This window comes from Anaerotaenia torta (genome assembly GCF_050433395.1).
Lineage (GTDB): Bacteria > Bacillota > Clostridia > Lachnospirales > Lachnospiraceae > Mobilitalea > Mobilitalea torta.
This window is the reverse complement of sequence record NZ_JBNPXH010000012.1, coordinates 1-22,132: the sequence shown is the minus strand read 5'-3', so window position 1 is coordinate 22,132 and position 22,132 is coordinate 1. Positions and strand designations below refer to the sequence as shown.

General features: G+C 49.0%; 19 protein-coding genes. 15 read left to right on the top strand and 4 right to left on the bottom strand.

Annotated features, from left to right (window positions below; all coding sequences use genetic code 11):
- Positions 1-13: 13 nt before the first annotated feature.
- The 3 genes from HNQ56_RS18020 to HNQ56_RS18010 are packed head-to-tail and all read left to right on the top strand — an operon-like array spanning position 14 to position 3,107.
- Entirely contained in the window at positions 14-1,189 is a 1,176-nt protein-coding gene (locus tag HNQ56_RS18020) for a Gfo/Idh/MocA family protein (protein ID WP_429149079.1), read from the top strand.
- Complete coding sequence (locus HNQ56_RS18015; protein WP_429149077.1) at positions 1,189-2,202, top strand: Gfo/Idh/MocA family protein; 1,014 nt, start codon at positions 1,189-1,191, stop codon at positions 2,200-2,202. Before HNQ56_RS18020 ends, HNQ56_RS18015 begins: the two co-directional genes overlap by 1 nt.
- Positions 2,199-3,107 carry an alpha-hydroxy acid oxidase gene (locus HNQ56_RS18010; RefSeq protein WP_429149075.1) on the top strand — a complete coding sequence of 303 codons (909 nt, stop codon included), beginning with the start codon at positions 2,199-2,201 and terminating at the stop codon, positions 3,105-3,107. The genes HNQ56_RS18015 and HNQ56_RS18010 overlap by 4 nt, the downstream gene beginning before the upstream one ends.
- A 208-nt stretch (positions 3,108-3,315) precedes the next feature.
- Here the strand turns inward: HNQ56_RS18010 and sfsA are convergent, their stop codons facing one another.
- The gene (gene sfsA, locus HNQ56_RS18005; RefSeq protein ID WP_429149073.1) at positions 3,316-4,002 is read right to left on the bottom strand and encodes a DNA/RNA nuclease SfsA; all 687 of its coding nucleotides are present in this window, start codon (positions 4,000-4,002) and stop codon (positions 3,316-3,318) included.
- A gap of 269 nt (positions 4,003-4,271) precedes the next feature.
- Here sfsA and HNQ56_RS18000 point away from each other — a divergent pair, with 269 nt between their 5' ends.
- The 3 genes from HNQ56_RS18000 (at position 4,272) to nrdG (ending at position 7,943) form a co-directional block, all read left to right on the top strand.
- Complete coding sequence (locus tag HNQ56_RS18000; RefSeq protein ID WP_429149071.1) at positions 4,272-5,063, top strand: CPBP family intramembrane glutamic endopeptidase; 792 nt, start codon at positions 4,272-4,274, stop codon at positions 5,061-5,063.
- Between the two features lie 185 nt (positions 5,064-5,248).
- A complete protein-coding gene (gene nrdD, locus HNQ56_RS17995) occupies positions 5,249-7,408 on the top strand; it encodes an anaerobic ribonucleoside-triphosphate reductase (protein ID WP_429149069.1) in 2,160 nt (719 codons plus the stop codon).
- A gap of 1 nt (position 7,409) precedes the next feature.
- Positions 7,410-7,943: an anaerobic ribonucleoside-triphosphate reductase activating protein gene (gene nrdG / locus HNQ56_RS17990; RefSeq protein WP_429149067.1), complete on the top strand. Its 534-nt coding sequence runs from the start codon at positions 7,410-7,412 to the stop codon at positions 7,941-7,943.
- Between the two features lie 10 nt (positions 7,944-7,953).
- Here the strand turns inward: nrdG and HNQ56_RS17985 are convergent, their stop codons facing one another.
- Positions 7,954-8,613, bottom strand: a complete 660-nt coding sequence (locus tag HNQ56_RS17985) for a helix-turn-helix domain-containing protein (protein ID WP_429149065.1) — start codon at positions 8,611-8,613, stop codon at positions 7,954-7,956.
- Positions 8,614-8,757: 144 nt separating this feature from the next.
- Here HNQ56_RS17985 and HNQ56_RS17980 point away from each other — a divergent pair, with 144 nt between their 5' ends.
- The 5 genes from HNQ56_RS17980 to HNQ56_RS17960 all read left to right on the top strand — a co-directional run bounded on the left by HNQ56_RS17980 (position 8,758) and on the right by HNQ56_RS17960 (position 13,349).
- On the top strand, positions 8,758-9,786 hold the full coding sequence (locus tag HNQ56_RS17980; RefSeq protein WP_429149063.1) for a helical backbone metal receptor: 1,029 nt from the start codon (positions 8,758-8,760) through the stop codon (positions 9,784-9,786).
- A 14-nt stretch (positions 9,787-9,800) separates the two neighbouring features.
- On the top strand, positions 9,801-10,781 hold the full coding sequence (locus tag HNQ56_RS17975; protein WP_429149062.1) for a FecCD family ABC transporter permease: 981 nt from the start codon (positions 9,801-9,803) through the stop codon (positions 10,779-10,781).
- A complete protein-coding gene (locus tag HNQ56_RS17970) occupies positions 10,771-11,562 on the top strand; it encodes an ABC transporter ATP-binding protein (protein ID WP_429149060.1) in 792 nt (263 codons plus the stop codon). The genes HNQ56_RS17975 and HNQ56_RS17970 overlap by 11 nt, the downstream gene beginning before the upstream one ends.
- 73 nt (positions 11,563-11,635) lie before the next feature.
- Positions 11,636-12,151, top strand: a complete 516-nt coding sequence (locus HNQ56_RS17965) for a flavodoxin family protein (protein ID WP_429149059.1) — start codon at positions 11,636-11,638, stop codon at positions 12,149-12,151.
- Positions 12,144-13,349 carry a coproporphyrinogen-III oxidase family protein gene (locus HNQ56_RS17960; RefSeq protein WP_429149057.1) on the top strand — a complete coding sequence of 402 codons (1,206 nt, stop codon included), beginning with the start codon at positions 12,144-12,146 and terminating at the stop codon, positions 13,347-13,349. The genes HNQ56_RS17965 and HNQ56_RS17960 overlap by 8 nt, the downstream gene beginning before the upstream one ends.
- 19 nt (positions 13,350-13,368) lie before the next feature.
- On the opposite strand, the gene HNQ56_RS17955 is transcribed toward HNQ56_RS17960, so the two are convergent.
- Positions 13,369-14,769 (bottom strand): L,D-transpeptidase family protein, encoded by a 1,401-nt coding sequence (locus HNQ56_RS17955; RefSeq protein WP_429149055.1) that lies wholly within the window; start codon positions 14,767-14,769, stop codon positions 13,369-13,371.
- A gap of 283 nt (positions 14,770-15,052) precedes the next feature.
- Here HNQ56_RS17955 and HNQ56_RS17950 point away from each other — a divergent pair, with 283 nt between their 5' ends.
- The 3 genes from HNQ56_RS17950 (at position 15,053) to HNQ56_RS17940 (ending at position 18,916) form a co-directional block, all read left to right on the top strand.
- Complete coding sequence (locus tag HNQ56_RS17950; protein WP_429149053.1) at positions 15,053-15,358, top strand: PadR family transcriptional regulator; 306 nt, start codon at positions 15,053-15,055, stop codon at positions 15,356-15,358.
- 10 nt (positions 15,359-15,368) lie between these two features.
- Positions 15,369-17,177 (top strand): DUF4097 family beta strand repeat-containing protein, encoded by a 1,809-nt coding sequence (locus HNQ56_RS17945; protein WP_429149052.1) that lies wholly within the window; start codon positions 15,369-15,371, stop codon positions 17,175-17,177.
- 227 nt (positions 17,178-17,404) lie between these two features.
- Entirely contained in the window at positions 17,405-18,916 is a 1,512-nt protein-coding gene (locus HNQ56_RS17940) for a DUF5050 domain-containing protein (RefSeq protein ID WP_429149050.1), read from the top strand.
- Positions 18,917-18,985: 69 nt separating this feature from the next.
- Here the strand turns inward: HNQ56_RS17940 and HNQ56_RS17935 are convergent, their stop codons facing one another.
- Positions 18,986-20,008 carry a LacI family DNA-binding transcriptional regulator gene (locus HNQ56_RS17935; RefSeq protein WP_429149048.1) on the bottom strand — a complete coding sequence of 341 codons (1,023 nt, stop codon included), beginning with the start codon at positions 20,006-20,008 and terminating at the stop codon, positions 18,986-18,988.
- Between the two features lie 395 nt (positions 20,009-20,403).
- Here HNQ56_RS17935 and HNQ56_RS17930 point away from each other — a divergent pair, with 395 nt between their 5' ends.
- A complete protein-coding gene (locus HNQ56_RS17930) occupies positions 20,404-21,924 on the top strand; it encodes an extracellular solute-binding protein (RefSeq protein ID WP_429149046.1) in 1,521 nt (506 codons plus the stop codon).
- Positions 21,925-22,132 lie beyond the last annotated feature (208 nt).

The following is a 22,132-nucleotide window of genomic DNA, read 5'->3' as shown; positions in this document are numbered from 1 at the left end:
GAGGGAGGCAGATGTGGACAAGGTGAGATTAGGCATCATAGGAATAGGAAATATGGGAAGCGGGCACTGCGCAACCATCCTGCGGGGAGAGGCGGGGGATATTGTCCTGGCGGCGGTGGCAGATCTGCGCAGCAGCCGGAGGGATTGGGCAAAAGAGCAGCTTCCGGCGGAGGTGGCTGTATTTGAGACCGGTGAGGAGCTGATTAACTTCGGAACCTGTGACGCGGTGTTAATTGCAACGCCCCATTACGACCACCCAAGGCTGGCAATTCTGGCTTTTGAGAAGGGGCTTCATGTGCTTTGTGAAAAGCCTGCCGGAGTTTATACCAAGCAGGTGCGCACCATGAATGAGGCGGCGGAAAGATCGGGGCTGGTATTTGCCATGATGTTTAACCAGAGGACGAATCATGTATACCGCAAGCTCCATGAGCTGGTGCACAGCGGAGAATACGGAAAGCTTAAGCGGGTGAACTGGATTATTACCGACTGGTACCGGACCCAGGCTTACTATAATTCCGGCGGCTGGCGTGCCACCTGGGACGGAGAAGGCGGCGGAGTGCTGCTGAACCAGTGTCCCCATAATCTGGACCTCCTCCAGTGGCTCTGCGGAATGCCCAATAAAGTGCAGGCCTTCTGCCATAATGGAAAATGGCATGATATTGAGGTGGAAGACGATGTGACTGCTTACCTGGAATACCCGGGCGGAGCGACCGGGGTATTTGTTACCACCACCGGAGATGCCCCCGGGACCAACCGCCTGGAGATAACTCTGGAGCGGGCCAAGCTGGTCTGTGAAAATGATAAGCTGATGATGTACGAGCTGAAGATCAATGAAAGAGAATATTGCTATACTGCCACGGAGGGCTTTGCCAAACCGGAGGGGGAATGGAAGGAAATAGAAACAGATAGGGAGAATCCCCAGCATGCCGGAATAATGAGAGCCTTTGCAGGGAGAATCCTTCATGGAACCCCTCTGGTAGCGGAAGGAAAGGAAGGGATACACGGCCTTACCCTGTCCAATGCCATGCATTTATCCGGCTGGCTTGGGACAGCGGTGGAGCTTCCCCTGGATGAAGAGCTGTTTTTAAGCAAGCTGAATGAACGCAGGGCCTCCTCCGGAGTAAAGACCAATGTGACGGAAACTACCTTTTCAACGGCAGGAAGCTTCGGGGCAGGGAGGGTAAAATAATGAAGATCGGTATTGTGGGCTGCGGCGGCATTGCCGTCACCCATGCAATGTGTATTAAAAAGCAGCCCGGGCTGGAACTTACCGCCTTTGCGGATAGCAAACCGGTACGGGCGGAGGCCTTTGCCGGAGAATACGGCGGGACAGCATATTCTTCCATGGAGGAAATGCTGGAGAGGGAGAGTCTGGATGCCATCCACATCTGCACCCCTCATTATCTGCATACGCCCATGGCGGTTTATGGACTGAGCCATGGAGTGCATGTATTCATGGAGAAGCCGCCGGTAATCAGCGAGGAGCAGCTGAAGCAGCTGAAGGAAGCCGTCAGGGTATCCGACAGGCAGCTGGGCCTGTGCTTCCAAAATCGATATAATCCCAGTGTGATTAAGGCAAAGGAGCTGATTGCATCAGGAGAGGCGGGAAGAGTTCTGGGAGCCAGAGGGATCGTGACCTGGAACAGGAGCGAGGAATATTATACTCAGAGTGACTGGCGGGGAAGCCTGGAGACAGAGGGCGGCGGCGCGCTGATTAACCAGTCCGTCCACACCCTGGATCTGCTCCACTATCTGGTAGACGGGCCGATTCAGAGTATCGATGCTGTAATTACCAATCATCATCTCAAGGGAATCATCGAGGTGGAGGATATGATGTCGGCTTACCTTCGCTACCCTGATGCGGTAGTCTGCTTCTATGCGACGACTGCATACAATGCGGATCCGGCTCCCATTATAGAGGTAAACTGCGAGAAGATGGTTATCCGGATCGAAGACCTGGATATTACTCTGTACCGCAAGGACCAAGAGCCGGAGAGACTTTCCATGGAAGGACGCAAGGGCTATGGGAAGAGCTACTGGGGAGCGGGGCATGAGGACTGCATTGCAGATTTTTATAGCAGCATTGCAGAAAACCGGGAATTTGCACTGGGTCTGGACCGGATGGAGGAGACCATACGTATTATGCTGGGGGCCTACGAGTCTGCCAGAAATCATAAGGAAGTTGTGAGGTGTTATTCATGAAGCAGACTGATCCAAATTACAGAGCCGGGGATTCGAATGAGATTACCAGGGAGTACTTTGATTCCCTGCTGCTGGAGCTGAGGTATATTGACTCTGTTATTCCCCGCACTTCCATGGAATTATACGGTGAAACCTTTGCCACTCCCATTATGACGGCTGCGCTGTCCCATCTGAACGGCTGCCATCCGGAAGGTATGGCTGGAATGGCCAGGGGCGCCCATGCCGCCAATGCGGTTATGTGGTGCGGAATGGGAGAGGAAGAGGAGCTGGAGGCGATTACCGCCACAGGTGCGAGGGCTATTAAGATCATTAAACCCCATGCCGATAATCAGAAAATCTTCCGTAAAATAGAGCATGCCAAACAGTGCGGAGCTTTTGCGGTGGGAATGGACATTGACCACTCCTTTAACGGCAGAGGAGAATATGATACGGTACTGGGACTGCCCATGACCTCCAAGACCCTGGAAGAGATCAAAAGCTTTGCCCAGGCTTCCGGGCTGCCCTTCATTATAAAAGGAGTGCTGAGTGAGCGGGATGCCTGCAAATGTCTGGAGGCAGGAGTGAGCGGGATCGTAGTGTCCCATCACCATGGCATTCAGGATTATGCGGTTCCTCCTCTGATGATATTGCCCAGAATTGCAACGCTTGTGAACCGCCGGATTCCCATTTTTGTAGACTGCGGAATTGCCAGCGGGGCAGATGTGTTCAAAGCCCTGGCGCTGGGAGCCACGGCAGTCTGCGTGGGACGGGAGCTGATGGCTTCCCTGTCCAAGGGCGGGCCGGACGGTGTGTGCGGCAGAATTCAGGGAATGACCCGGGAGCTGGCAGCAGTTATGGCACGTACCGGGGCGTCGGATCTATCCTCCATTGATCCCACTGTAATCTGGTCTAAGGGACAGGGATAAAGCCTAATAATTTTCATGGCAAAAGCCGCCGTCTGATTTTGATCAGCACGGCGGCTTTTTTGGGATATGTGTCTTTCCGGGTTGTTGGGAAGCTGGGCAGCAGCCATGTTTGCAGGTATGGCCGTGCAGCCGGTAAAAAGGAGACAAACCAGCAAATATGTGCATATGCCTTTCATTTCCTCGCCTCATTTCAAATAATGACAGGGAGCTATAGGGCGAGTTTAACCGGTGCATCCAGGAAGATTCCGTCCTCTGTAATAATGGAATCATAGACAAGAATAGTCACCCCTTTTGCCTGGGCCAGAGCCAGGGCTTCGGCGAAGGCGGGATCCCGCAGCCGGTTGGGGGTGAACTGCGTGACGCCCTTCATCTGGATGAGGAAGAACAAACAGCCGGTGTAGCCTTCCTCCACAGCCCGGATCATCTCATAGACATGCCGGGTGCCGCGCTGGGTGGGCGCATCGGGAAACAGGGCAATCCCTTCGTCTTCCAGAGTCACGCCCTTTACCTCGATAAAGCCCTTTTGTTCCCCGGCTTCAAAGTACAGGTCAAAGCGGGAGCTGCCAAAGGTCACTTCCCGAAGGAGCTTTGTCACTCTGGGGAGCCGGGCAACGCGTCCTTCCAGGATACTCTGATACACAACAGCATTAGGAACCTGGGAATCGATATTAATTAAGACATCGCCCTTGTAGGCGGAAATCAGGGAATACCTGGTCTTTCGTCCGGTATTCTCCGCTTCCTCCAGAATGACCTTGGTTCCTTCGGTAAGGATTTCCCGGCATCTTCCGGTGTTCTTCACGTGGACAACCTCTTCTCCCGTATCTGTCATTACATGAGCGATAAAGCGGTTGGGGCGGCTGATGAAGCTGGCTGTTTTAACGGATTTGTATTGCAAGATAATTCCTCCTGTCAGATGATATATAAATTATCGGAAAGTATAAGCCGGATCAGAATTGGCATTACAGTTCATTGATAATGTAACATCGGCAGGCCAAAATGTAAAGTCCGCTCTTTCCTGCCATTTCCGCGGCCATGGGTCCATGGGTGAGCCGGCTTTCATGATTAAGTTTTATCCCGGATGCAGGAACATGGGGGTTATCCCTGTAGTATAATGGCATAGAAGACTTGTTAAATTGATACGCGCCGGCGCGGGGAGGGAAAATTATGAGGCAAAAGAAAATAGCGATTTATCTTATAGTATCCTACGGAATCAGTTGGCTGGCCTGGCTTCCGCTTTACATGAACTATGCCTGGAAGGAACATATCCCCATCCTTCAGGATCAGTTTGAAATAGCCTCCTTCGGCCCTCTGGCGGGAGCAATCATCGCATCTTTGATCTCGGGAGGAAGAAAGGAATTGAGGGATTGGTTCAAAAGAACATATTCCCTGCGTTTTCCGGTGAAATGGATAGCAGTGTCAGTGCTTATGCCCCTCTTCTATGCTGTCGCCGCAGTTATCGTCTGGCGCGTTCTGAATGGGGCATGGCCGGCCTCGGGCCGCTTTGGCCTTACCAGCCAGCTGCCCGGATTAACGGTAGTGCAGACTGCTGTGGCCTGGCTCCTGACCTCAGGATTGGGGGAGGAATCCGGATGGAGGGGCTTTCTCCTGCCGGAGCTGAGCAGGCGCTTTTCCCTCCGTACAAGCGCCCTGATTGTGGCATTTATCTGGATGTTTTGGCACCTGCCGGTCTTTTTCTTTCAGGAAAGATATAGGACCATGGGCATCGGAATTATTGGCTGGATCATCAGCCTGATTTTTGGCTCCTTCATCCTGGCCTGGCTTTGTCAGAAGAGCCGTTTCAGTGTTCTGCCGGTCATACTTTGGCATGGAGGCTTTAATCTGATTACGGCCGGTGATACCTCGGCCGGAACGATAGCCATGGTATGCGGCATCCTGGTGGCCATACAGGGGATATATCTTAGCAGGAAGCTGGGCAGGAGCGGGGATTCGGCCTAAAAGCGGCGGGATGAAGGAAAGTTCCGCACTTTTTTGATGCTTGAAATATATCATTATGTAGTACTTTGAATATTGACAAACACTACATTTTGTATTATATTAATTAGCACACGGAATTGATAAAGAAAAAGAATCCGCAGAGCTGCTGCGGATTTCTTATTGAAGCGTAAAAGGAGATACAGGATATGAAGATTATTAAAAGAAACGGTTCGGAAGAGGTTTTTGATATTAATAAGATTATAGCGGCAGTGACCAAAGCCAATGAAGCTACCGAGCAGATGGGCCTGAACCGGGAGCAGATTCGTGAGATTGCAGATTATGTGGAGTATAAATGCAATAAATTGGATAGAGCCGTTTCCGTAGAAGAGATACAGGATATGGTGGAGAACCAGATCATGGCAACGGGAGCCTTTGACCTGGCGAAGAATTATGTCAGGTACCGTTACCAGCGCTCCCTCATAAGGAAGGCTAATACCACGGATAACCGAATCCTGTCTCTCATTGAGTGCAATAATGAGGATGTAAAGCAGGAGAATTCCAACAAGAACCCTACGGTAAACAGTGTGCAGAGAGATTATATGGCGGGAGAGGTCAGCAAGGATATCACAATCCGGCTGCTGCTGCCCGCGGATATTGTGGAAGCGGACAGGCAGGGCATCATTCATTTCCACGATTCTGATTACTTTGCACAGCATATGCATAACTGTGATCTGGTCAATCTGGAGGACATGCTCCAGAACGGCACCGTAATCAGTGAGACCCTGATTGAGAAGCCTCACAGCTTTTCCACCGCCTGCAATATTGCAACCCAGATTATCGCCCAGGTAGCCAGCAACCAGTATGGCGGGCAGAGCATCAGTCTGGCCCATCTGGCACCCTTTGTCCAGATATCCAGAGAGAAGCTTCGTACGGAGGTGCTGGAGGAACTGCAGCTGCTGGGGAGCGAAGCCGCCGAGGAGCTGATCGGCAAGCTGGTGGAAAAGAGGCTGCGCAAGGAAATCACCAAGGGGGTGCAGACCATTCAATACCAGGTAATTACCCTGATGACGACCAACGGGCAGGCCCCGTTTCTGACGGTATTCATGTATCTCAATGAGGCAAAGAACGAACAGGAGAAGAAGGATCTGGCCATTATTATAGAGGAAACCTTAAAACAGAGGCTGCAGGGAGTGAAGAACGAGGCCGGCATGTGGGTAACTCCGGCATTTCCCAAGCTGATCTATGTACTGGAGGAGGATAATGTCAAGGAAGGCTCCGAGTACTATTATCTGACGGAGCTGGCGGCCAGGTGCACAGCCAAGCGTCTGGTTCCCGATTATATCTCGGAGAAGAAGATGAAGGAGTTAAAGGAAGGCAATTGCTTCCCGGTTATGGGCTGCCGCAGCGCCTTAAGCCCCTGGAAGGATGAGAAGGGCGAGTATAAATTCTACGGACGCTTCAACCAGGGGGTTGTGACCTTGAATCTGGTAGATATCGCTCTGTCCTCCGGGCAGGACAGGCAGAAGTTCTGGAAGATCTTTGATGAACGCCTGGAGCTTTGCTACCGTGCGCTGATGCAGCGCCATAACCGCCTGAAAGGAACCCTGTCCGATGCGGCTCCGATTCTCTGGCAGAACGGTGCTTTGGCAAGGCTTGCCAAGGGAGAGACCATTGACCGGCTGCTTTACGGCGGGTATTCCACCATATCCCTGGGCTATGCGGGGCTGTATGAATGCGTAAAATATATGACCGGCCGCTCCCATACGGACCCGGAGGCGGAGGAGTTTGCCCTGGATGTTATGCGGTATATGAATGACGCCTGTGAACGCTGGAAGGAGGAGACCGGAATCGGCTTCAGCACTTACGGCGCACCCATTGAGAGCACAACCTATAAATTCGCCAAATGTCTGCAGAAGCGTTTTGGCATGGTAGAGGGCGTGACGGACAAGAGCTACATCACCAACAGCTATCATGTTCATGTCACGGAGCCGATTGATGCCTTTACCAAGCTGGAGTTTGAAGCGAAGTTCCAGGCACTGTCCAAGGGCGGGGCGGTGAGCTATGTGGAGGTGCCTAATATGCAGCAGAATATCCCGGCAGTGCTTCAGATCATCCGGTTCATTTATGATAATATCATGTATGCCGAATTGAATACAAAGAGCGATTTCTGTCAGGAATGCGGCTTTGACGGTGAGATAGTGACCGTGAAGGACGAGGACGGCAAGCTTGTCTGGGAATGCCCCAAGTGCGGAAACCGGAATCAGGATAAAATGAATGTGGCCCGGAGAACCTGCGGTTATATCGGAACGCAGTACTGGAATCAGGGCAGAACCCAGGAAATCAGAGAGAGGGTGCTCCATTTATAATATGAATTACGGAGAAATTAAAAAAAATGATATTGCCAACGGAGAGGGAATCAGGGTGTCCTTGTTTGTGTCCGGCTGTACCCATCACTGCAAGGGCTGTTTCAATCAGGAAACCTGGAATTTTAATTATGGCAGGCCCTTTACCGGGGAGACGGAGGAAGAGCTCCTGCAGGCCCTCTCCAGGGACTATATTGACGGGCTGTCCCTCCTGGGAGGAGAGCCCATGGAGAGACAGAACCAGCGCGTGCTTCTGCCCTTCCTGAAGCGGGTGAAGGAATTATTTCCCCGCAAGAATATCTGGTGCTATACCGGCTACCTCTTTGACGAGGAATTGCAGAAGGAGAGCCGCGCCAGGTGCGAGTGCACCGATGAGCTGCTGGAGCTGCTGGATGTGCTGGTGGACGGAAGGTTCGCGGAAGAACAAAAGGACATCAGTCTGCCCTTTCGCGGCTCCGCCAACCAGCGGATCATTGATGTGAGGGCTTCGCTTCAAGAGGGAACGGTCCAATTATACCGGTTGAAAAGCGGAGGCTGAGCCTTCGTGATCAGGATATCTTTTCCCGTCTCTGACTGCGGTAGGCACAGGGAGACATCCCTGCCTCCTTTTTAAAACAGGTGCAAAAATAAGAATGGTTGGTAAAGCCGCATTTTTCTGAAATCATATGAACCGTCAGCTGGGAGTCCTTCAGCAATTTCTTTGCCAGCAGAATCCTCTGCTTCAGGACATACTGACTGAAGGAGCATTTGACCTGCTTCTTAAAGAGCTCGCTGAAATAGCAGCGGTTAATATTGATATTGCTGCAGACCTCCTCCAAAGACAGAGCCTCTCCCAGATTACTGTGTATGTAGGCAACGGCTTTCCGTACATGTTTATTCTTATGTTTTTCAATCAGATATTCAGAGCAATTTCCATAGGCCAGAAGAATTTCTTCCCCTATGTCGTAGAAATTATGAGAGGAGGCATCCCTGCCGATTCGCTGCTCATTCTCATGGCAGCATCGGTGCAGGCTGACCTTCTCTTTTATTAATATATAATTGTAAATACTTAAATTCAACGAATGCAAATAGGAAACCTTCATCTTTAAGGTACTGCTTTTATAGAAAAAAGCAGAATCCTCTTTAAAACAGCGAATCGCTGCCTGAGTATTCCCATTGTATAAAAAGGTGCATATTTCCATGTGATTATAGATTAATTCTGTTGTCATTTCCTGTTGTCCTCCAAAAATATTTAAAATAAATCCAAAATAATTAAAACACGGAAATATTATAACATGTTATCATTCAAAATGGTTAGCACAAACTAACTGAAAACAATTATTTTATTAAGCAGAAAGAGTGAGGATGAGGAAATGAAGAAAATTATAGTAGTTTTATTAACGTTAGCAATGCTTCTGTCTCTCGTTGCCTGTGGTAGAAGTGATAAGGAGCGTACAGGAGGGCAAGGGAAGACGGTTGCCGATACAGAGGATAATGGATTAGAAATAGATCAGTCGGAAGAGGAAGCAAAGGCTGATGATGCTCAGGAACAGGGTGATTCCTCCATGGGAGAGGCTTCTTCACAGGGAGGCTCTGCCGGCGGGGAGGATTCCCAAAAGGATTGGAGCCAGTACCGGGTAGTGGCATCCTCCGTTGCCGTTGTTGAGATACTGGATGCCTTGGGGGTTCCCATGGTCGGCGTTCCCACCAGCAGCTATGAACTGCCGGAGAGCGTGGCGGACGCAGAAAGAATCGGGAATCCCATGTCACCGGACATGGAGGTAATCGCATCCCTGGAGCCGACGGTGGTGATCTCCGTTAACACCTTATCCGAGGACTTAAAGAAGCAGTTTGAAACCCTGGAGGTAGAGAGTGAATTTGTAGACTTATCCGGTTATCAGGGGTTAAAGGAAAGCATCACAAGTCTTGGAGCTTATTTTGGAGAGGAAGGGAAGGCGGCGGAATTAATTGCCGGATTTGAGAGCAGAGAGGCGGCTATCGCGGACCGGATTGCCGGTAAGGAAGGCCCTTCCGTATTGATTATCTTCGGCGCCGTCAACACCTTTATGGCAGCTACGGAAAACACCTATGTCGGTGACCTGGCCAGGAGGGTGGGCGCGGAAAATATCATGAGCGGCGTAAACGGCGGCTTCCTTCCCATAGACATGGAATTTTTAGCGGATAAGAATCCCGAGTATATCCTGTTTATGGCTCATATGAATCCGGAGGAATCTCTGGAAGCCTTCCGTAAGGAGTTTGAGACCAATGAAGCATGGCAGAATTTTGACGCGGTCCTCAAGGATAAGGTAATCGCCCTGGATACCGGCTATTTCGGTATGAGCGCAAACTTGCTGGCAGCAGAGGCCATGGATAAGCTGGCAGACTATTTGTACACTGAGTAAATCGGGTAAATGAGATGAAAAAAGTAAGTGCATTTATAATTGTAAGTATATTATTGGTGCTGGGCATCCTCTTTGCCGTGTCCGTGGGCAGCGTCACGGTTCCCTTCCGGGATATTATTCGGGGAATAATGACGCAGGATACGGGAAGTGCAGGAATTATACGAACCATCCGTATTCCCAGAGTTATCATGGGAGTGCTGGTGGGAGCCAACCTGTCCGTCGCCGGGGTTCTTCTGCAGGGGGTTATGAGAAACCCCCTGGCAGATCCGGGAATTACCGGTATTTCATCGGGAGCCAGTGTCGTAGTAATGCTTATCCTGCTTTATTTTCCCCAGACCTCCCATATGATTCCCTTGTATGGGTTTGTGGGAGGGCTGCTGGCCTGTATTATGATTTACTCCCTGGCCTGGAAGAAGGGGATTACGGCGGTCAGAATTATTCTGGCAGGTGTGGCGGTGAATTCCATGCTGGGGGGAGTCAGCAGTATGATTTCCATTCTCAACAGTGAGAGCCTGGCCGGGGTATTAAGCTGGTTGAACGGCAATCTGGGAAAGAAAAGCTGGAATGAAGTCAAGCTAATGGTTATATACACGGCTGTCGGTCTGGTACTGGCAATGCCCATGGCGAAGAGCTGCAATTTGCTGGCATTGGGGGATAAAAACGCCAAAAGCCTGGGAATGAATCCGAATCTGCAGAGGATTATTATTTCTACCATTGCCGTATTTCTTGCGGGAATCTCTACGGCCTACACCGGTGTGATCGGCTTTATCGGCCTGGTGGTTCCCCATGTGGCAAGACTGCTGATGGGATCGGATCACAGAGTGTTGATCCCTTTCTCCGCCATTCTTGGCTCCTTTGTCTTAGTAATGGCAGATACGGTGGGAAGAACCATAACAGCTCCCTATGAAATTCCCGTGGGCGTGATCATGTCCGTTCTCGGAGGACCGTTCTTCCTTTACCTGCTGCGGAAGGGAGGGAATTCTTATGGAAGCTAGGCAGATTACCTTTCAATATGGGGTAAAGCCCTTTATGAAGGAATTGCATACGAAGATAGGAAAAGGCCGGATTACCACCATTATCGGGCCCAACGGCTCCGGGAAATCCACCTTGCTGAACCTTTTTGCGCGCCAGCTCCGGCCCGCTGCCGGAAAGATCCTGCTGGAGGGCAGGGATCTGAAGTCCTATAAGCAGCGGACCATTGCAGAAAAGGTGGCGATTGTATACCAGCAAAATGACGCGCCGGGCGATATTACCGTGGAGAGGCTGGTACGATACGGAAGGACTCCTTACCAGAGCTTTTGGAATAATCATGATGAAGAAGAGGAGGAGATGATAGACTGGGCGCTTACCGTGACCCGGCTGGGGGAGCTGCGCTGTAAAAAGATGAGTGAGTTATCCGGAGGAGAAAAGCAAAGAGCCTGGATTGCCATGGCACTGGCTCAAAAGACGGAGCTTTTGTTTCTGGACGAGCCGACCACTTATCTGGATATTTATTATCAGTATGAGATACTGAACCTGATCCGGGAGCTGAACAGAGAGCTGGAACTGACGATTGTTATGGTTCTTCACGACATTAACCAGGCGATTCAGTTCAGTGACAATGTGATCATCATGAAGAGCGGAAGCATCGTCTTCGACGGGCCGGTCAGGGAAGGAATTACGGAGCACAGGCTGGAAGAGGTGTACGGAATTAAGTCCATGATCCGGTGGTGTGATCAGAATCAATGCCCCTATATGGTGCCTCTTTCAGGAGGGAGCTGCCCGGGCCTCGGGTGAGCAGGATAAGCCGGGAAGCAGAATAATGACGAATAATAGAACAATGACGAATTATTAAGAAAAGAGGGATACGATGAGAGTTTTAGTTACATATTCCAGTCTCACAGGAAATACAAAGAGGCTGGCGGAAGGTATCTATGAGGGAATTGCTGCGGACTCTAAGGAGATTATGCCCATGAAGGAAGTAACAGGGACCGATTCCTACGATGTGGTTCTTGCAGGATATTGGGTTGATAAGGGCGGTCCTAATGAGGAAGCCAGGGCATTCCTGGAGAAGCTTGAGGGCAAAAAGGTGGGTCTCTTTGCAACCCTGGGCTTCTGGCCGGATACGGAACACGGCTGGAATTCACTGATCAACGGGGAAAATGTAATAAAAGAAAAAAACAAGGTAATTGCAAAATATGTATGCCAGGGTAAGCTGAGTGAGAAAATTATTGCCATGTTTGAAAAGCTGCCTGCCGATAACCCCCATGCTATTAATGATGAAAAGAGAAGGCGTTACGAGGTGGCCCAAAACCATCCCAGTCCGTTGGATATCGCCCATGGGGCAGAGCTGTTCCGAGAAAGGTTAAAGGCTAATCATGTTTAATACCAGATTAAAAACCCATCACAGTGCCATGGCGGATGGGGAAAAATATCTCTCAGGTCCGAGAAAGCTGACCGATATTTTATCCCGGGAAGGATGTACGGGAAAGCAGCCGGGCACAATTTATATTCATGTTCCCTTCTGCAGTAAGATATGCAGCTTCTGCAATATGAGAAGGAGCCTGCAGGAGCCCCATAAGGAGTATGCGGACTGGATTGCGGAAGAGATACGCCGGTACGGTGCTTATCCGGCGGTGCAGGAGCAGGTATTTGACGCGGTATACTTCGGAGGCGGCACGCCCACCACCCTCCCCAGAGAAGAACTGAGGAAGATACTGAGAGCATTGAAGGAGAATTTTCGATTTACAGAAGACGGGGAATTCACCATAGAAACTACCGTCACCGAATTGACCGAAGATAAGATCGCCATGTTCCGGGAAGAAGGGGTGAACCGGTTCTCCGTAGGGATTCAGACCTTCCATGAGGAAGGGAGAAGGGGGATGAACCGGGTTGGCAGCGGGCGGCAGGCTTATGACAAATTGCAATACTTGAAAAAAGAAGGCTTTGCCACAGTCAGCATGGATCTGATCTATAATTATCCCGGACAGAGGATGGAAGATCTGGAGAGGGATCTGGATAAAATCACTTCCCTTGACCTGGACGGCTTTTCCATGTATTCCTTGATCAATATGAAGGAAACGGGAATATCCGAAACCCAGGGGCTGGAAAATGATGAAAAGATGTTCTTTTACATCGCAAAAACCATGGAGAGCAGGGGTTACCGCTTCCTGGAGCTGACTAAAATGGTAAGCCGGGATCCGTATAAATACATTATGAACCGCCACCGGGGAGCGGATACCCTTCCCCTGGGGGCCGGAGCTGGGGGCAGCATCTTCGGCCTGGGAATCATGAATCCCATCCGTCTGGAGGAGTACCGGGATTCTGTAGTTCATTTTCAGGACAGAAAGGGCATGCTGATGAATGCCGCTTATAGGGAGACCGTCCTGTTCAAGGGCGACCTGCAGACCGGATATCTGCCCCGGAACACCGGTCTATATCAGGATTCCTCTGCTTACGGGCAAATACTTCAAAAGTTGATCCAAGAGGATTATGTGATCAAAGAAGGTGAGGATTACCGCCTTACCCATAAAGGAATCTTCTGGGGCAATACGATTTCCAGGCAGCTGGCTGCCATGATATAGACAATCTCCTCCCCCTGTGCTATTTATCTTCCTCATAGACAAGCACGGGGGTTCCTTCTTCAATATTCTCAAAAATGGTTCTTGCCAGATAGATAGGGGCATTCACGCATCCGTGGGTACCGTTTCTTTTATAAATCTCCCCTCCGAAACGGGATCTCCAGGAAGCATCGTGTACACCGATATTGCCGAAGAAGGGCATCCAGTAGGTCACCGGTGCCTCATACCCTGGTCCGGTTAAGGTGGCTCCTTTTTGTTTGTAATTAAGCATATAGGCCCCCAGTACCGTAGCGTTGTTTCTGTTTGGATTCCCTGTAACAACGCTGCCCTGGATGACGAGCTTACCGTCCTTATAAAACCAGAGGTGCTGCCGGGTGATATTAATCTCGATATAGGTATTCCCGATCTCATTGCCTTCCCTGGAGGCCGCGGTCTGTGAATAGACCGGTTCCTTATGAATTGTTTCCGCGCGCTTGATATTATAATAGAGAGCTTCGGCCTCACCTTCCCGGTTGATCTTCCAGCCGTACAGTCCGTCTTTTAATATTACCTTTTTCCCGGTAGAGGTTAGAAATTCCCTGGGGATACCGACGGTGTTATATTTCTTGCTCAGCATGGTGATATATGTATCAATAGCGTCTTTATTAATCATCACCTCCAGATTCTCATCCACACTCAGCCATTGGTTAATGGTGCTCCCATCCAGATACTCCTCCGCGCTGCCGAATTGGTAGGTTATTTTGGAGGAGGCATATTGATTCAGGAGTTTTCTTGTCTGTGAGGTTTTAGGCGAATGAATGGTATATTTGGGATTTACATAACAATCCGCTTCATCCAGATCCAGATTTGGGCGTCCTTCGGACAGTGCTTGATGGATGGCCTGAAGCAGGGAGGCGGAGTTGATGCGATTGCCGTACAGCTCCGGGATGACTTCATAAGAGCTGCCGGTATAAATAAAATCCACATTTTGAGGCTCAATTATTTTTTTGTTATTGCATTGCAGCCGCTGGATTTTGTGGTTCAGCAGGGAGGGATCGTAATAATACAGATTACTTATCTGATGGGTATTGTTTTTAAAAAGAGAGGCAGGCCACAGAAGGGGCTTCTGTACCTTTTGGATTTGAGAGAGGGATGTGCTTTCATTATATTGCAGCCTGATCTCCCGGCCCGATATTGTCTCTGAGGCGCCGTCCCGTTCTGTCAGCAGGAGCCGGTAATCCCCTAAGAACTGGTTTATGGCCCTGACCGCGCGGTCATGGGACTTCAGTGAGAGGTTGGCGCCGTTAACGATGGTATGAAAATAAAAGTGATTCATAAAATATAAGGAGACAAGCAGATAGACACCGGTGATGGAAGCGGTTATGATGAGAAGAGTTTTTTTAATTTTCTTTTTACTGAGCACCATGATTTTTACTTGTTTCATGTCGATCTTCCTTCTGAGAAAACAAAGTAACCATTTCATCATATGCCTGTATTTCCGGTTCTATCACTGACTGCCCTGTGAACTGTAACTATAAATCTGAATATAATATAAAATTATAAATACTATATTGCATTATATAATAGTTAATGATATAATGTATCAAACAATAAAAATAAGACAATAATAATTGTAATGAAACTTTTCCATGAAGCAGGAAGCGTGATGGATTACGGTGCCCATGGAAGAAAACCGGCTTGCGGGCCAAGCGGAAAGGAGCTGACATATGAATGCACAATTCAAAAAGGGAGTACTGGAATTATGTGTACTTTCAAAACTGGTAGAGGCAGACCGTTACGGGTATGAGTTAACCGATGCGATATCCAAGCAGATGGTGATATCCACAGGAACCCTGTATCTGATCTTAAAGCGCCTCAAGGATGATGCGTATGTAGAAACTTATTTAGTAGAATCCGGGGAGGGGCCAGCCAGAAAATATTATCATCTGACGGATAAGGGAAGAGAACGGCAGGCGGCCCAGAAGGAAGAATGGCTGGAATTCATTAAGGTTGTACAGGATATTATAGAATAGGAGGATGGGTATGAATAAGCTGGAATATTTGAGCGCACTGAAAGAAGCCTTGAGGGATACCGACAAAGATATGATGAATGAGATCATATCGGATTATGAAGAGCATTTCCAGGTGGGAATGGAGAACGGCAAGAGTGAAGAGCAGATCTGTGAAGAGCTGGGCAAGATAGAGGATCTGGTCCAGGAGATCAAAGAGGTCTATGGAGATACCGGGAAAGGCTCTGCCGGGAACGCTTCAGGAGATAAGAGCAGGAAATCGAAGGAATGGCATGGCGGAATTCTTAACCTGGACGGGGAGAAAATCGGGGGTGCCATCAATAGTGCCCTGGATTCGGCAGGGGATGCCATTAGTAAAATTGATGTATTCGAGATTGGAAATGCCTTAAAAAGCACCCTGGATCAGGCAACCTCCTCCATCAATAAATTTACTGACAGTTATTTTAAGGGCCAGGGCGGAGATTCTGAGCAGGGCGGAAGACATGCGGAAGGCTTCAGTGAGAATGTATCAAGAAGCTATGATGCCGATCCTGAACCGGCGGAAGCAGGGAAGGATCATGTGGATGACGGCGAGTATACGGAGGCGGAAGAAGCAGAGAAGGATCCGGCAGGCAATGACGCTGATGCAGCCGGTGAGGAGGCTTCTGATGCTGGGTCTTCCTCTGATGAAGTCACAGGGGAAGCTGCTGAAGGTCCGGCATTCTCCGGCGTGAACGATGGGGAAGAGCCGGTGGAGACCGCACAGGGAGAAGTGGATGAAGAAGAGCTGAACGAAGACAAGAGCAGCAAAGGCATGAATCTGGTGATTGACGGTCTCTGTGCCAATGTTACGCTTTCCAGATCCTCCAATCAGAGGATCAATCTCGATTATGAGAATAACGGGAATGACAGGCAGAGGCAGATGTATGAATTCTACAGCTATAAGGAAGGGAATACGGTTTACGCAGGAATTCGCAGGGTTGGAAAATCAGTGTTTTTATTTAACCTGAAGCAGAAATCCATTGTTATTCATGCGGAGATACCCGAAAACATGAGCCATGTCAATGTCAAAACAGCCAGCGGTGACATCGAGGCGGTTGATGTAAATCCGGACCGCCTTACGGTAACCACGGCCAGCGGCGATATCTCAGCCGCCCGGATCGGTGCGGCAGATATTAAAATCAAAGCCTTCAGCGGGGATATCAATTTGGAGAGCTGCAGCAGCGTCCGGCTGAATGCCGATACCACCAGCGGCGATGTGGAGGTAAGAGATCTCGATGTCAAGTTTCTGTCTCTGAAAAGCACCAGCGGCGATGTGAGCGCGGGCAATCTGAATGCGGATATTATTGACAGCAGCTCCTTGAGCGGAGATCTGGATATTGCCGCAATAAAGGGGAAGGAGTGCAAGCTCAGAAGCACCAGCGGAGATATCTGCGTGAAGGAATTCGCCATGAGCAATGCCGATGTCAGCAGTGTCAGCGGTGATATTGAGCTTCCTGATGTCAGCGGTGATGGGTTGAGTGCCTGCAGTGCCAGCGGAGATATCCGGGTGCAGGGCAGTCTGAAGAGATGCCATGCAAGCTCCAAGAGCGGAAGTGTCGAAGTGAGATCCAAGGGGGATATTGCGCTGGAAGCCAACAGCATCAGCGGGGATGTTCATGTTAAGCTGGGGAATAACGGCGGCGGATACTCTCTCGAATCTAAAACGACCTCCGGAGAGCTGCATATCAATTATCAGGATGTTCGTCAGAGAAATCTGAAAAGCGGTACCTATACCTACGGCAGTCAGAGCAGTGAACTGGCATTGCGCTCAGTGAGCGGTGATATACGGGTATCGGATTAATCAGCCGGTGCCGGCAGGATTAAGGAAAAGAGAAGGCCTGCGGTCACATTGACCGCAGGTTTTTAAAAAATCAGCCGAAGAATTTATTAATGGATCCTTTTGATAGGGAGCCTCGTCTAATATACAACAGGATTATGCAGTATACACACGTCGGATTACAATATGAAATGGCAATGATTCGGGCTGTTTCATATTGTAATCAGTAGAGAGCATATGGAGGAGTTGTGATGATGAGAGAATTCAAAGGAAACAGGAAAATAAAGAAAATAGGATTGTTATGTCTGTTGCTTCTGTTATTCATGACAGCCGCGGCATGTAATAGACAGGAGGAAGAAGGGCCGGGAGGGCAGAATCAGCCTTCGGATCCCCCTTCATCAGAACCTACGGCGGCAGAACAGGAGCCTGCTGCAACCCGGAGCCCGGAGGTGACTTCAGGGCCTGCAGAGGGCGAGAAGCCGGATCCTGTTTTAACGCCGGCCTTGACTCAGAAGCCGGATCCTACGGTAACACCGGCCTTGACCCCGAAGCCTACCCTGACTCCGGCTCCGACAAAAAAGCCTGGAGTGACAGCGGCACCGGCGCCGACAGAAAAGCCGGCGCCAACTGCAGAGCCGTCACCGCTCCATGATTTCGTTCCCTCGGAGAAGGTGATTCACGCAGCGACAGCGCTCCGCCAGGGGGATTATCTGTTCTATAAGACCGGAACCCAGACGCGGACGGTAATTACCGCAAGAAATTTGAAAACCTCGAAGGAGACGGAAATTATTACAATCCAGGGCAACAACTCGGATATCACCCATGCTTATTTAGATACAGGTGAAATCTACCTGAAGGGAAGCAATCTGTACTACCATGCTGACGGTGACATCTACCGGGTTGGAGTGGATGGGAAGAATAACATCAGACTTTTCAAAGGAAAGGCGACGATACTGGGAATCCATGATGAGGATGTGATCGCGCTGGACAGAAAGGCCAGGGAGGTAATTCGGATTAGCAGTAAGGCGGAGAAGAAGACACTGGTCAAGATAAAATCGATCGACAGCCTTGAGGCAGCCATGCTGAAGGATGGTATTTATTATATTAATAAAAGCTCCAATGCGGAACTGGATGGGCAGGATACCATGGATCGGCTGTATTATATAGATTTTGACGGAAAGAATAAGATGGAAATCCATGCGGAGCAGGATATTTATAATTTGAAATCCAACGGGAAAGAAATGTTCTTTGTGGCTGCCGGGGAGCAGGAAGCGATGCTGAAGAAGATAGAGAATCATATGGCTGTGACCCTTTACAGCATTACGAAGGAAGAGGCGGAAGACTGGGGCATTGGCTGGTTTGTCAGTGATCTGGTTATCCTTGGGGCGGATGCTTCCCGTGTATATTACGGCATGGATGAAACAAAGATCTATTCCATCGGAACGGATGGGGAGGGCCAGAGTCTGTTTTTAGACGCGGCTAAGATCGAGGGAATTAATCCGGCTGCTTATTTCAGCAGAGGAAGGCTGGCCGGAAATTATCTTAAGGTGGTCTTTGACTGCGATGAGGACCCGATTGAGACCTATCTGATTGATCTTCAGGATCAATCTGCCTTGAAATTCGAGGGAAGCTACTACCTTGCCAACGCGATTGATGCGGAAGGAGAATACATCTATTACTGCAAATCCTCGAAGCCGGATCCTTATGGAGAGCTTCAGGAGGAATATAAGTATAGCAGGATGAAAATCTCAGAACTGAAGTAAAGAGAAGAGAGAAAAGAAAAGAGAAAAGAGGTGTCAGGCACCCTGGGGGTGCCTGACACCTCTTTTCTTTTACGTCAGGGGAATTACAGATTGACGTTCGATAATCTCCAGATCCAGGAGTATCCTTTTCTCCGGTATCGGCTCCTCATCAATCTGCCGCATCAGCAGGTCAATGGCACATTCCGCTTTCTTGGCAATGTTCTGGGAGATGGTGGTGAGCTTGGGGCTTGAGAAAATGGCGGCTTCAATATTATCAAAGCCGACGATGGACAGATCCTTGGGAAGGACATATCCGTTTCTGCGGGCACCTTCCATGATGCCGATTGCCATAATATCCGCCGTTGCAAATACGGCTGTGATCTCCCCCCTGCGCTCGCTGATATCGCGGCCCACGGTGACACCGGTATCGTAGACCGGCATGGTGGCATAGGCGAAGGAATCCTGGAATTCGATCCCCGCATCCTTCAGCGCGGCTTTGTAGCCCAGAAAACGCTGGTTTACAACGGTATCCACACCCTCGTCCTCGATGGGACCGGCAAAAGCAATCTTCTTATGTCCCATGCCGATGAGATACTTGGTAGCAATATAACCGCCCTTATAATCATTGATTCCAACGCTCAATATATCCGGGTAATCCGTATAGCTGTCCAGAAAGACCATGGGCAGATGGTTGCTGGTCAATATTTTATGAACAATCCTGTCATAATAGGGCATCAGGAAAACAGCCCCGTCCATATTCCAGGTCTTTAGCAGCGCGGATATATCGGAAGCGCGGCTCACGGAACGAATCATGGCATAATAGCCCTTCTTTCTGACGGAATGCTCTACGACTCCGATTAACTCACTCAGATAGGGATCTTTAAAAAAATTATAATCTCCTGCGTCCAGAGGAATAATGACACCGATGATCTTTGTCGATTTGATGGTCAGACTTTTCGCTGACAGATTCGGAACATAGTTCTTCTTTTTGATCAGCTCCTGGATCAAAGTAATATTCTTGTCAGATACCTTGCTGTGGTTACCGTTGATGACATTATAAACAGTCATGACGCTGACGCCGGCTTCTGATGCAATTTCTTTTATAGTTGACATGATATCTTCCTCCATCTTTATTATTATTGATACCATAGGTTTTTACAAGCCCCAAGCCAGAAATAAAATGAAAAATTCGTAATAGTTTATCACTCATCTGTTGGATAGAAACGGAATATGCGGGATGGAAGTGAGTGCCGCGTTCCTACGCGAATGAAGTATATCGGTAAACTTTATTACCTGTAAAAATAAAAGTGTTTAAAAAATATTATAAACCATTTATGTCAAAATAGCAATGTAAAATAAATTATATAAAATGCATTATATGAAAAGTGGATAAATATATAAAAAAAGATACAAAAAACTGTTGACAATACACAAAACTGGTGATAATCTAAAAGTAGGTATACCGATAAACCTATTAATACTATTTTATTTAACAGGGAGGATATGAAATGAAAAAATTGGTAGTTGTATTCCTTGTAATCGCTATGATTTTTTCCATGGCCGGCTGTAAGAAACAGGTGACAGCCAAATTTGCAGATGATTTGAAATGGGATGAGAGCAAACAGGAATATGTATTTGAGAAGAATGCAGAAGTGAAATTCTGGACGGATAACGATCCGTATGCAGAGAAGCTGATTGAGCTCTGGAGTGCAAAGTATCCCGATGTACCCATCAGCTATGAGAATGTAGGCTCCACGGATACGGCAGCGAAGATGAAGCTGGACGGCCCGGCAGGCTTAGGTGCCGATGTGTTTTATATTCCTCATAACAGTGTGGTTGATATGAGAGAGGCCGGGCTGCTCTTCCAGATTCCGGAAAGTGATGAGACTTATTTTAAAGACCTTATGCAGGATTCTGCGACTGCAGTAACCTTGTATCAGGATAATATGTATGCGGTTCCCTCCAGCGTGGAGAATGTAGCTCTGGTTTATAACAAGCAGATTCTTGCCGCTCTTCCCACCCTTCCCACCAAATTGCAGCTCACGGCATCCAATCTGCTGGAGCAGATTGAAAGGGAAGAGATCTACCTGGAAGAGCTGTTGTCCGGAATTGCTGCCTGGGGCAATAATTTTGCAGGAACCGGAGCGGAGATTCCCTTCCTTGCTGATCGTTTTGAGAGCGAAGGCGATGCAGGGGCAGCGGTAGAAGATAAGCATACCCTTCTGGCCTGGCAGCTGTATGATGCCTACCACAACTATTTCTTTTTAACCAGAGATGGATACCGGGTATTTGGTGCGGATAACAACGATCCGACGAAGTTTGATATTACTTCCCCTCAGGTTACTTCCGCCATCAAAGCCGTTACCGGTGACTGGTACGGCAATAAGGACGGCTCCAAGCTGTTCCCCGGCCTGGCCACCATTCAGGACATGGGCTGGGATCAGGGACCGGCACGCTTCCAGAAGGGTCAGTTGGCTATCACCTTCAGCGGTCCTTGGGTGATTTCTGATATCAAGAAGAATTTCGCTGACTGGATTGAGACGGGCAAGTTCGGATTAACTGCGGACAGCAAGGTTTCCGATATCTACGGAGCAGGCAAGATACCCAGATTCAGCAATGACCAGCAGCCTGTCACTTTCTCCGGCGTACAGGTTACCGGTATGAACATTTATACCAATTATCCCAATGCCGCGATGAATTTATTGAGATTCCTCACCAGCGACGAGGTTATGAATGCAGTGTATAACACTCTGGGCAAGATCCCGGCTGTGAAGGATTCTAATTCAATACCGGGACTGAACGATGATATCATCAGCCAGGGCTTCTTAAGCCAGGCGGCTTATTCCCATGCAATGCCTGTAATCCAGGAAGGTAATTATATGTGGGATCCTCTTCGTGATGTTTGGACCAATATCTTTGATGAAAAGATGTCCGTGGAAGATGCTCAGGCAAGATCACTGCAGGATTATGAGAACATACTGGCTAATTCCGGCAAGGCGGAAGGCGAAGAAGGCGAAGAAGGCCAATAAGAATCAGAGTACCAGTATACAGGATATCGCTATATAGAATGGAGGGTATTGCAAAGCCTTAACGGAGGATTTGCAATACCCCTCTTATAAAAATAAGGAGATCTTATCTTATGAACTCAAACTTCGCACATAAATTTTAGCTATGCACCTTGAAAATTCAATACCTGGCAGTTATTCAGTTGTCAATGTTCAGACTTTATGCAGCTTG

Excerpts from the sequence above, each read along its gene's own strand:
- HNQ56_RS18015 (WP_429149077.1), top strand. The coding sequence starts at position 1,189 with ATGAAGATCGGTATTGTGGGCTGCGGCGGCATTGCCGTCACCCATGCA.
- HNQ56_RS18010 (WP_429149075.1), top strand. The coding sequence starts at position 2,199 with ATGAAGCAGACTGATCCAAATTACAGAGCCGGGGATTCGAATGAGATT.
- HNQ56_RS18000 (WP_429149071.1), top strand. The coding sequence starts at position 4,272 with ATGAGGCAAAAGAAAATAGCGATTTATCTTATAGTATCCTACGGAATC.
- nrdD (WP_429149069.1), top strand. The coding sequence starts at position 5,249 with ATGAAGATTATTAAAAGAAACGGTTCGGAAGAGGTTTTTGATATTAAT.
- nrdG (WP_429149067.1), top strand. The coding sequence starts at position 7,410 with ATGAATTACGGAGAAATTAAAAAAAATGATATTGCCAACGGAGAGGGA.
- HNQ56_RS17985 (WP_429149065.1), bottom strand. The coding sequence starts at position 8,613 with ATGACAACAGAATTAATCTATAATCACATGGAAATATGCACCTTTTTA.
- HNQ56_RS17980 (WP_429149063.1), top strand. The coding sequence starts at position 8,758 with ATGAAGAAAATTATAGTAGTTTTATTAACGTTAGCAATGCTTCTGTCT.
- HNQ56_RS17975 (WP_429149062.1), top strand. The coding sequence starts at position 9,801 with ATGAAAAAAGTAAGTGCATTTATAATTGTAAGTATATTATTGGTGCTG.
- HNQ56_RS17970 (WP_429149060.1), top strand. The coding sequence starts at position 10,771 with ATGGAAGCTAGGCAGATTACCTTTCAATATGGGGTAAAGCCCTTTATG.
- HNQ56_RS17965 (WP_429149059.1), top strand. The coding sequence starts at position 11,636 with ATGAGAGTTTTAGTTACATATTCCAGTCTCACAGGAAATACAAAGAGG.
- HNQ56_RS17960 (WP_429149057.1), top strand. The coding sequence starts at position 12,144 with ATGTTTAATACCAGATTAAAAACCCATCACAGTGCCATGGCGGATGGG.
- HNQ56_RS17955 (WP_429149055.1), bottom strand. The coding sequence starts at position 14,769 with ATGAAACAAGTAAAAATCATGGTGCTCAGTAAAAAGAAAATTAAAAAA.
- HNQ56_RS17950 (WP_429149053.1), top strand. The coding sequence starts at position 15,053 with ATGAATGCACAATTCAAAAAGGGAGTACTGGAATTATGTGTACTTTCA.
- HNQ56_RS17945 (WP_429149052.1), top strand. The coding sequence starts at position 15,369 with ATGAATAAGCTGGAATATTTGAGCGCACTGAAAGAAGCCTTGAGGGAT.
- HNQ56_RS17940 (WP_429149050.1), top strand. The coding sequence starts at position 17,405 with ATGATGAGAGAATTCAAAGGAAACAGGAAAATAAAGAAAATAGGATTG.
- HNQ56_RS17935 (WP_429149048.1), bottom strand. The coding sequence starts at position 20,008 with ATGTCAACTATAAAAGAAATTGCATCAGAAGCCGGCGTCAGCGTCATG.
- HNQ56_RS17930 (WP_429149046.1), top strand. The coding sequence starts at position 20,404 with ATGAAAAAATTGGTAGTTGTATTCCTTGTAATCGCTATGATTTTTTCC.